Source organism: Jannaschia seosinensis (genome assembly GCF_001408515.1).
Classification (GTDB): Bacteria; Pseudomonadota; Alphaproteobacteria; order Rhodobacterales; family Rhodobacteraceae; genus Jannaschia; species Jannaschia seosinensis.
Genome location: NZ_CYPR01000115.1, coordinates 1 through 7,866 on the forward strand (window position 1 = coordinate 1; position 7,866 = coordinate 7,866).

Consider the following 7,866-nt stretch of genomic DNA (forward strand, 5'->3'; position numbering starts at 1 on the left):
CAGACGCGTCAGCATCGCCTCCTCGATCCCGGGCTCGCAGCGCAACTCGCGGCCGTTCCGCAGGATCACCGCGATTTCCGCCCGCCGGGCCGCGCCTGCCTCAACACGCACAGTCTCTTCTGGGACCGCAGCCATCTCCACGGGCAGAAAGGTCGCGCCACCTGGATCCGGCCACAGCCCCTTCCGTCTCAGTTCGCGCCGCCACTGGTAGACATGCTGACGGGTCAGGTCGTGGTGTCGCGCAACGTCGGACACCGTCCATCCGTCAACGCCGACTTCTCCCAGGATCTCGAGCTTCGCTTCATCCGACCAGCGCCGCCGACGCTCCGCACCCAGGACGATCTCGTGCCGCATCCCAACCTCCGCCACAGACGACGTCGGTAACGACGCCAATAGCGACGTTGATTAAGATCTGCCGATCAGCTCAAGAAGGCGGCCCCAACCGGGCGGTTACGAAGGACACCCTCTCGACGCTCTCCCACCAGCACATCGAGCAACGCAGCACAGGGAAGCAGGGCCAGCCCCCTCCGTCGTGCGCGCGCCTTGTGACGCGCACGACGGAAAGTCCCGGCCGATAGGAAAGGAAGGGACCAGGCGCGTCGGACATCCATCATACAAGGACCCGACAATGCTCGACACGATCACCACCAATCTCACGATGACCTCGGCGTGGCAGGACCACGTCTCGCACGGCGACATCGTCTCGTTCCGCTTTCCCTTAGCGGAAGAGCGCGGCTCTGGACAGCCGAAGGCCAGGCCGTGCCTGATCCTCGACATCGAGATGCACGGCGGTCAGCGCTACGCCCTACTGGCCTACGGCACGACCTCTCGCCGCCGCTCCAATGTCGGCTACGAAGTGCACGTCCGGCGCCGTGCGGAATACCTGATCGCCGGTCTCGACGAGCCGACCCGTTTTGTGGGAGCGCGCCGCCTGTTGGTGCCCCTGACGCATAGTGGTTTCGCCACCTGCCGCGCCACCGGATCCGCCGTGCTTGGTCGCCTCGACGGAGCGCCGTTCGAAGCGATGAACGCAGTCCGCGGCCGCATCCACGCCGAACGCGACATTGCGGCTGACCGTCGATCGCGGCGGCGGGGCGGACTTCGGCGTGGTCGCGACTTCACCGTAGAACGGCGGACGCCGCGGCGGGCCTCTGCGGCCGGAAAGGCAGTGCAGAAATGACCGCTATGGCTTCGCCCACCCTGCTGGAACAGCAGGTGGACCTCACCCGAGCTGTTCTGGAGCAACTGCACGGAATGGATCAGCACCTGCTGTGCCGCGTGCTGCCACATCTGGGCGCAGCCGCGCGGGAGGTCGTCCACGACCTCCTCGAGGCTCTCGATGTGGAGGAAGGCATCGACCCGAACATCGCCTACTATGTCGATGCTACCATCGCCGAGGTCCGCGCTGCCATCGCCGCCCAGACGACGAAGGAGGAGGTCGCGATCCCGCGCGAGCGGCTGATCGGGTGCACCGAGGCGTTCGAGACACGCACATCGCTGAGCCCGGCCGCGGAGGCGCTCAAAGCCGCCTTGCCGCCGCTTGTGTCCCTCTACCGCGCCGCTCGACAGGCAGTCGACTTTGCCGAGGCAATCCGGCTGAGCATTCAGCTGCTCCACCCGAACTGAACCGGCGGCGCCCCGTGGGGCGCCGTTCTTGAGGGCCGCGAGGCCCTGCTGCCGGGACTGGATCCCCCGGCAGTCGGCGCGCCGGCGAACAATGCTCCGTTGCTGCTACAACGATGCCGGCGCGCCCTGCACCAGGTCCGATCAATAACCCTGTATCGAGCGAACGCCTACCCAAAGACCAGAAAGAATGCGACACAGGCGGTTGTTGCTGCTGAAGGCATCAAATGCTTGCCTGAAGAGCGAACACCCGAAATTCTACCTCCCGTTCCAGACAGCTTTTGTAGTTGAGGGCCGACAGCATGTAGTGCCTTACCGTCCGTGACACTTTTTGAACTTCCTACCGCTACCGCACCAACACGACGCGTTCCGTCCCAACTTGCGGGCGCGTCTTCTCGGCGATGACGTTTGCTCCGCAGCCCGCAAATGCCTGACGATGTCCGCCGCGTATTCCTCAACCAGCAGGCGGTCCCGCGTTCCTTCGGGCGGCACTTGCACTTGGACAGGCACAGCATCGAGGAGTTCGCCACTTGCGCCGATCTTGACGCGTGCGGCGACCACCGCATCCGAACGGGTCGCTATCTTGGCCGCCGCGGCGCGTCTGCAAATGTCAGCGTCGTCGTGTGCAGCGTCATAACGCTGGATCCACAGAAAGAGCGGCTGATCTCCACTGAGAATCATCGAGCAATCCGATTGGAATCGAAGCTTTTCTATCGACGATTCAAGCTCCCCACCCAGTCGTTCCCGCGTGACAGCGTCGTAATCGCGAATGCAGGCGTCAAGCCGGAGCCATCCGTCTGGACGGGTTAGATCGAGGCGTGCAAGAATGTCAGTCAGCACAGTCGGCATCGGCTGGCTCGGCGGAAGCTCAGTCCCTTCTCCCACCTGATTGAAAAAAGCGTCAATCACCTCGCTCGCGCCGTCAATGATGAGCATACTCACGTCAGGCGGAACACGTTCGTCATAGTAGGCGGTGTCGTATCGGTTTCGAGTTAGATAGGCGCCGAGGTTGTCGAAGCCGTCGAACAAATGCAGCTCGGGCTTCATCGCCGCGGCTTGGCGAACGAGAAGGTAGTGCACAAGTGCGCCCGCCGTAGGAAGAAATCTTCGAAGCACGAAGAGCTCGTCGATGGATAGAGAAAGGAAGGTGTGCCGTCCCTCAATCGGCACGACCTCAGGGAGTATCTTGCTCATTGCCGAGAAAGGCGAGAAGGTCTCCACCGTCATTCCGAGTGGGACCATCAGTCGATAGTCTGCCCTCCGAATCCGGTCGACTTCGACATAGCGTCCGTCACGACGTGCGAAGATCGCCACCTCTTCTTCTGAATGAAGGTAAGCAATGAATCTGGCGCATTGTCGATATGCGTCGCCAACGAGGCGGGTGAGCGCCTGTGCGTGCCGTGCGAAGTCCGATTCCGGGGATGCAATCGTCGCCGCAGCACCCGACTTTGCCTCAATCTGGATTAACACATCGTCGAGTAGGATGAGCACATCGTTCTCGACCCACTGCCTGGTCGTCGGATCGCGATAGTAGACTGCCTCGTGCACACGCGCGCCCCGTAGGTGATCCGAAAAAATATCCGCAAAAGCCTTTTCGCACATTGCGCCCTGCGCCTCACGAATGGACTTTTTGGCCTCTGGAAGGCGCTCTTGGACGTGATGAAGGATCGCCCGATAGCCCGCGTCACGCATTTGGCATGCGTCGAGCGCATATTGGTCACCCTCGATCTCGATTAGTGGCTTCTTACGAACTGGGAGCGTCCGAAATGGAGTGCCTTTGAGCGGCCCCTCGGCGAAAAAGTCCACATCCTCACCGCGAGCATAAGAAAGGTCTGCAAGCAGAGCTTCCGGTAGACCGGATCTGCGGGTTGCATTTTGAGATCCCGCTCGAAAAAGGTCTACGAACACTTCTGCGAATGCGTCTCGATGTTCTGATTTCCAAGCCTCTGCACGCTTCGGATCGATAGTCCCCTTGTTGTCGGCGAGTTTACGAAACGTCGTGTGGAGGGTCATAAGCCGTTCCGCAGCTTCCATCTGGCCGGTGCGCTGGCTGTCGGCGAAGCGTTGGACTGCGTCGGCTACGGCGGAAGCTCCCATGCCGTAGACCTCGTTCAAAAGATCATCGTGAGGGGCCAGCACATAGCCGTAGAACTCGCCTTCAAGCTGCTGATAGCGGTTGCCGCGGTTCACAACCCAGTTTGAGAACGCGCGCACCGCTACGTCAGCGGTGGCGTCCCCAAACGAAGTGTCCTGCATGCTGCGGGCCCGGATCATGCCGTATTGCATTGCCTGCGCGCGAAGCTCTTCAGCGACCTGAGCGACTTCTTCGCAGATTTCTTGCTGCAACGGTCCAGTCTCAGAGGGTGCCGCGGACGCGAGTGCAGCATGAACGTATTCGAGCAGAAATTGATTCTCCTCATGGATAGACGAAGCTTTGCGACTCTCGCTGGATCCGTCATCGACGACCGCCATCAATGGCCGCGCCGCGATCCAGCCAAGAAGGTCGAGCGGCGGCTGCGACAGGATCATATCCCGCAGGCGCAAGGATAGCGCTTCCATCTGCTCGGCTGTCTCACCGAGGGCTGCCTCAAGATCGCTTTGGTTCATTACGAAGGGCCTTGCACTTCTATCAGTCACTTCGATAGAGGAAAATTTCACAATCAGCGCAGATCTCACCGGCAGGCCGTTGCATCAAGGTGCAACGGGATCCTTTCGAGCGCCTTCTGCGACGATCTCAATCAAGCCGTCGGGCAACGGCCGTTGCAGCGCCCTCGCCTCGTCGAAGGGCGCGGTCAGCCAAGTCTCCCATTCCTCGGGCTCGGTGAGGATCACCGGCATGGCCTTCGGATGGATCGCGCCCACAGTCGCGTTCGCCTCCGTGGTGAGGAAGCCGTAGAGGTCCGCCTCCACCTCCCCTTCCTTGAGCTTGCGGACGGAGGTCCAGCGGGTCCAAATCCCCGCGAAGAAGGTGAGCGGTCGATCCTCGCCGCGCGCGAACCAGACTGGGGTTCGCGACTTGTCGGGCTCGATGCGATACTCGGAGAAGCTGGTGAAGGGCACAAGGCAGCGGTGCTCGGGCGCGAGCCAGCGCCGCCAGTGCGGCGACCCGACGTTGCGGATGTTGGTCACGCCTGGATCGGTCTTGCGGGTCTTCAGCGCGAAGCTTGGCGACGGCATGCCCCACCGCATCATCACGAGTTCCCGACCTTCGTCTCCCATACGAATGACGGGCGCCGACTGATCCGGGAAGATCGCGGGCTGCGGGGCGAGGTTGCCCGTCCGGTCGGTCCAGACACTGGCGATCTCACGGATCGCCGCCTGGCCCTTCGACAAGGAATAGAGATTGCACATCCGCCCTGCCCCACTACGCGGCGCCGCGTCCACCTGCCGCGCATCTTCGCCGACTTGATCACGCATTCCGACAGGAGCCAACATGTCCGCTTGCCGTCGCCGGTCGCGCATCTTCATGCGCCGCAACCCTACCCTGCTCGTGCGCGCCGCTCTCGTCCTGCTGCTGCTGGTGCACGCCGCGCTGCTGTTCCGCTGACGCAAACGCGCCCACGGGGATGTCCCGTGGGCGCTATGGCCACCGGTGCGCGAAGGCTCGGGTAGGCGTCCGCCATGTCGGTTGCGTAATGCCCGAACAGGAAAGGAATCCGCCGATGCCGCTCGACAAACTGATCGACCTTCTCGCAGAAGCCGCGGTCCGCAAGCTCTCGCAGGAGCGGGAACAGCAGGAAGCGACACCTGACGCGATATGGGCAGTTTGGCGGCGATGGATGAACAAAAGGCGAAGATTCGCCTGACGCCTCAACGTTTCGCTTACCCGATCCGACTACCCCTCACCCAACCCCGGAAGGATACCCGATGATTGCTGCCCTCTACCTCCGATCCGCCACCTCCAACGATTATGCCATCACCGAGCAGCACAAGGACTGCGCAGAATATGCGGTCGCCCGCGGCTGGAGCCTCGGTGAAGTGTTCGTCGACGACGGCGAGAGTGGTATGGCAGATGAGCGCCCGGGGCTTCAGGCGCTTCGAGAGTGCCTCCGTGAGGGGCGCGCCTCTGTTGTGGTCGCGGAAGGTGCATCCCGTCTGCACCGCGACGTAGAGAAGCTCGGTGAGTTCTACGGCTTCTGCGACGCTCTTGGCGTAGAGGTGTCGTATGCACGGTCGTCCGTCTCCTCGTTCGACCTGAAGCAGCTGATCGAGATGCAGAGGCCGTCGGTATGACGACGCGATCCTCTTCCGAGGCTCCCCGCCGCGTCGCACTCTACGCGCGCTACTCGACCGACATGCAGAGCCCGATGTCGGTGGAGGACCAATTCCGCTTGGCCGAGCGGTATGCTGCGAGAGAAGGATGGATCATCGTCGACCGGTTCTCCGACCGGGCGATCAGCGGAACGGCGAGCCACGACCGGGCTGACTTCCTTCGATTATCGGAGGCGCTCTCGTCACAGACACGGGGTTTCGACGTCGTTCTCGCCGAGTCCCTCGACCGAATCTCACGCGATCCCGAGCACCTTGCGCGCTTCAACAAGCTCGCCACGCACGCCAAGGTCGATATCCACACCGTCGATCGCGGCAAGGCCGACACGATGTCGATCCACATGTCGTCGCTGCTCAGCAGCATGTTCCTCGAGAAGCTCTCGGCCAATGTGCATCGCGGTATCGAGGGACAGGTTCTGCGAGGCCTGAACGGCGGCGGCCGCATCTACGGCTACAAGCCCGGCACCGACGACCGCGGCGCGCCGGTGAAGGGCGCCTTGGACATCGACGAGATCGAGGCCGCAATCGTGCGCGGCATCTTCCGCGACTACGCCGCCGGGATGTCGCCGATCGCGATCGCCAGCCGGCTGAACGACGAGGGCTTCCCCTCCCCGTCCGTGGGCTCGAAGCGCAAGTCGTCGGGACACTGGAAGCAGAACACGATCAACGGCAACCGCGAACGCGGGACCGGCATCCTGAACAACGATCTCTATGTCGGACGGCGCATCTGGAACCGTCTTTGCTACCGCAAGGACCCGCTGACCGAGAAGAAGCGCTCGACGCTGAACCCCGAGAGCGCTTGGCAGGTCGTCGAGGTGCCGGAGCTCAGGATGGTCGACCAGGACCTCTGGGACGAGGTGAAGGCGCGGCAAGCCTCGCAGACGAAGCGTCGGACAAAGGTCGAGACCACCGACCGCAACAAGCTCTCCTCCGGGCAGGCGCTGCGCCGGCGCAAATATCTGCTATCTGGACTACTCCACTGCGGCCTCTGCGGCAGCTCAATGACGGTCGCCGGGGCGGGCAAATACAAGACCTACTATTGTGCCAGCGCCAAGGAGAAGGGCCCCAGCGTCTGCGCCGGCTTCCGGGGCTTGCGGGACAGCATCGCCCTGCCCTTGGTCCTGTCGGGCCTGCGCGAGGACCTGATGAAGCCCGAGGCCTACGAGACGTTCCGGAACCGGTTTCATAAGCGCCTGCGCGACAGCCAGGGCGCCGCCGAGGACAAGCTGCGCCTCCACGACGCGCGGGTGATGGAACTGGAGACAGGCCGCCGCAACCTCATCATCCTCGCGAAGCAGGGGCTGGGGTCGCAGTCGCTCGTCGAGGAACTGAACCAGATGGACGCAGATCTTGCACGTTTGGCAGCGAGCCGCGGCGAGATCGCGCCGCCGGACGTCGAGCTGCCCGAGGGGCTCCCGGAGCTCTACCGGGAGATGGTGGGCAACCTGGCCGCGACGCTCTCGGAAGAGGCCATGGCCGGTCGCGCGGCTGACGAGCTGCACGAACTCGTGGATCGTATTGTCGTTGATTGGGACGCCGAGGCCAACGCGCACCGTCTGACGATCGAGGGCAACTTGTTGGAGATGCTACGCAAATCGGCGCCGAGCAAGCTCGACGCCGTATCTGGTGCGATTTTCGCGGAAGTTGGTTGCGGGAGTAGGATTTGAACCTACGACCTTCAGGTTATGAGCCTGACGAGCTACCGGACTGCTCCATCCCGCGCCATTTCCATCGTCGAGAGATACATCCGAAGAGCTTTCTAGGTTTGGCGATGACCTACTCTCCCACGCCTTAAGACGCAGTACCATCGGCGCTACAGCACTTAACGGCCGGGTTCGGGATGGGACCGGGTGTTTTGCTTGCGCTATGATCACCAAACCGAAAAAGCTCTTCGGATTTCCAAGTCGCGTACACCGTGGTGTATGCTTTTGAGCCAGCCTTCTACTGGATCAAATCAAGCCTATCGGACAATTA

8 protein-coding genes, 1 tRNA gene and 1 rRNA gene are annotated in these 7,866 nt (G+C 62.5%); 5 read left to right on the forward strand and 5 right to left on the reverse strand.

Annotation, left to right across the window (positions count from 1 at the left end; all coding sequences use genetic code 11):
* Positions 1-354, reverse strand: a 354-nt coding sequence (tnpA, locus tag JSE7799_RS09480; protein ID WP_055663407.1) for an IS66-like element accessory protein TnpA, incomplete at its 3' end; no start/stop codon positions are given.
* Positions 355-628: 274 nt separating this feature from the next.
* Between tnpA and JSE7799_RS09485 the strand changes: the two genes are divergently transcribed.
* Positions 629-1,180 carry a hypothetical protein gene (locus tag JSE7799_RS09485; RefSeq protein ID WP_055663408.1) on the forward strand — a complete coding sequence of 184 codons (552 nt, stop codon included), beginning with the start codon at positions 629-631 and terminating at the stop codon, positions 1,178-1,180.
* 5 nt (positions 1,181-1,185) lie between these two features.
* Positions 1,186-1,626 (forward strand): hypothetical protein, encoded by a 441-nt coding sequence (locus tag JSE7799_RS09490; protein ID WP_055663409.1) that lies wholly within the window; start codon positions 1,186-1,188, stop codon positions 1,624-1,626.
* A gap of 309 nt (positions 1,627-1,935) precedes the next feature.
* Here JSE7799_RS09490 and JSE7799_RS09495 read toward each other — a convergent pair whose 3' ends face one another.
* On the reverse strand, positions 1,936-4,230 hold the full coding sequence (locus JSE7799_RS09495) for a YecA family protein (RefSeq protein WP_055663410.1): 2,295 nt from the start codon (positions 4,228-4,230) through the stop codon (positions 1,936-1,938).
* Positions 4,231-4,314: 84 nt separating this feature from the next.
* Entirely contained in the window at positions 4,315-5,040 is a 726-nt protein-coding gene (locus JSE7799_RS09500) for an SOS response-associated peptidase (protein WP_306455408.1), read from the reverse strand.
* A 218-nt stretch (positions 5,041-5,258) separates the two neighbouring features.
* Between JSE7799_RS09500 and JSE7799_RS21035 the strand changes: the two genes are divergently transcribed.
* From JSE7799_RS21035 to JSE7799_RS19715, 3 genes are all read left to right on the forward strand, one after another.
* A complete protein-coding gene (locus JSE7799_RS21035) occupies positions 5,259-5,429 on the forward strand; it encodes a hypothetical protein (protein ID WP_186201895.1) in 171 nt (56 codons plus the stop codon).
* A 61-nt stretch (positions 5,430-5,490) separates the two neighbouring features.
* Positions 5,491-5,856, forward strand: coding sequence for a recombinase family protein (locus tag JSE7799_RS09505; RefSeq protein ID WP_055663411.1), 366 nt, complete (start codon positions 5,491-5,493; stop codon positions 5,854-5,856).
* On the forward strand, positions 5,853-7,559 hold the full coding sequence (locus JSE7799_RS19715; RefSeq protein ID WP_083480435.1) for a recombinase family protein: 1,707 nt from the start codon (positions 5,853-5,855) through the stop codon (positions 7,557-7,559). Before JSE7799_RS09505 ends, JSE7799_RS19715 begins: the two co-directional genes overlap by 4 nt.
* Here the strand turns inward: JSE7799_RS19715 and JSE7799_RS09520 are convergent.
* Both JSE7799_RS09520 and rrf read right to left on the reverse strand, forming a co-directional pair.
* Positions 7,538-7,614 (reverse strand) — tRNA-Met (locus JSE7799_RS09520). The two genes, JSE7799_RS19715 and JSE7799_RS09520, sit on opposite strands and share 22 nt — an antisense overlap.
* A gap of 41 nt (positions 7,615-7,655) precedes the next feature.
* A 5S ribosomal RNA gene (gene rrf / locus JSE7799_RS09525) occupies positions 7,656-7,770 on the reverse strand.
* Between the last annotated feature and the right edge of the window lie 96 nt (positions 7,771-7,866).